This is a genomic window from Microbispora sp. H10830 (assembly GCF_014161375.1).
GTDB classification, from domain to species: Bacteria; Actinomycetota; Actinomycetes; order Streptosporangiales; family Streptosporangiaceae; genus Microbispora; species Microbispora catharanthi.
In genome coordinates, this window is sequence record NZ_JABBWX010000064.1 from 1 (window position 1) to 588 (window position 588).

Below are 588 nucleotides of genomic sequence, written 5' to 3' on the forward strand. Positions count from 1 at the left end.
GGTGGGGCCGCCGGTGGAGGTGGAGCCGCCGATGGTGATGTTGGAGTTGCCGCTGCTCTGGTAGCCCTCGGTGGCGAGGATCTGGTAGTCGTGGCTGCCCAGGTTCATGCCGTAACGGGCCCAGGCGTCGAAGTGGTTGCCGACGGTGATGCTTCCGCCGGTCCTCTTCTGCTGGCGGACGCTCCAGTACTGGTTGAACGTCTGGTTGCCGTCGATGGAGGGCGCGTTGTAGCGCGTCGTCTCGTAGATGTCGTAGGTGCCGCCGTCGGTGGTGACGGTGCCCTTGTAGGTCCCGGTGGGCCGGTAGGTGCCCCAGTTGTCGACGATGTAGTACTCCACCAGCGGGTTCCTGGTCCAGCCGTACAGCGACAGGTAGGCGTTACCGGAGGGGTTGAAGCTGCCCGAGTAGGTCACGGTCCTGCGCCCGCCGGGCATCCAGCCCTTGCCGGCGACGAAGTTGCCGGTGTTGCGCCAGGAGGTGCTGTAGTTCCCGCCGGACCCCAGATCCATGGAGACCGTGCCCTGGCTGTCGGTCCAGAACGAAAAGAAGTAGCCGTTGTTGGTGCCGGTCTGGTTCGTGGTGACGGC

The 588-nt window shown here is 65.3% G+C and carries 1 protein-coding gene; it reads right to left on the reverse strand.

Features of this window, described 5'->3' with window-relative positions; all coding sequences use genetic code 11:
- Positions 1 to 588 (reverse strand): glycoside hydrolase family 11 protein (locus HHX35_RS42410; RefSeq protein ID WP_182904251.1); only part of this gene is annotated, 588 nt, incomplete at both ends.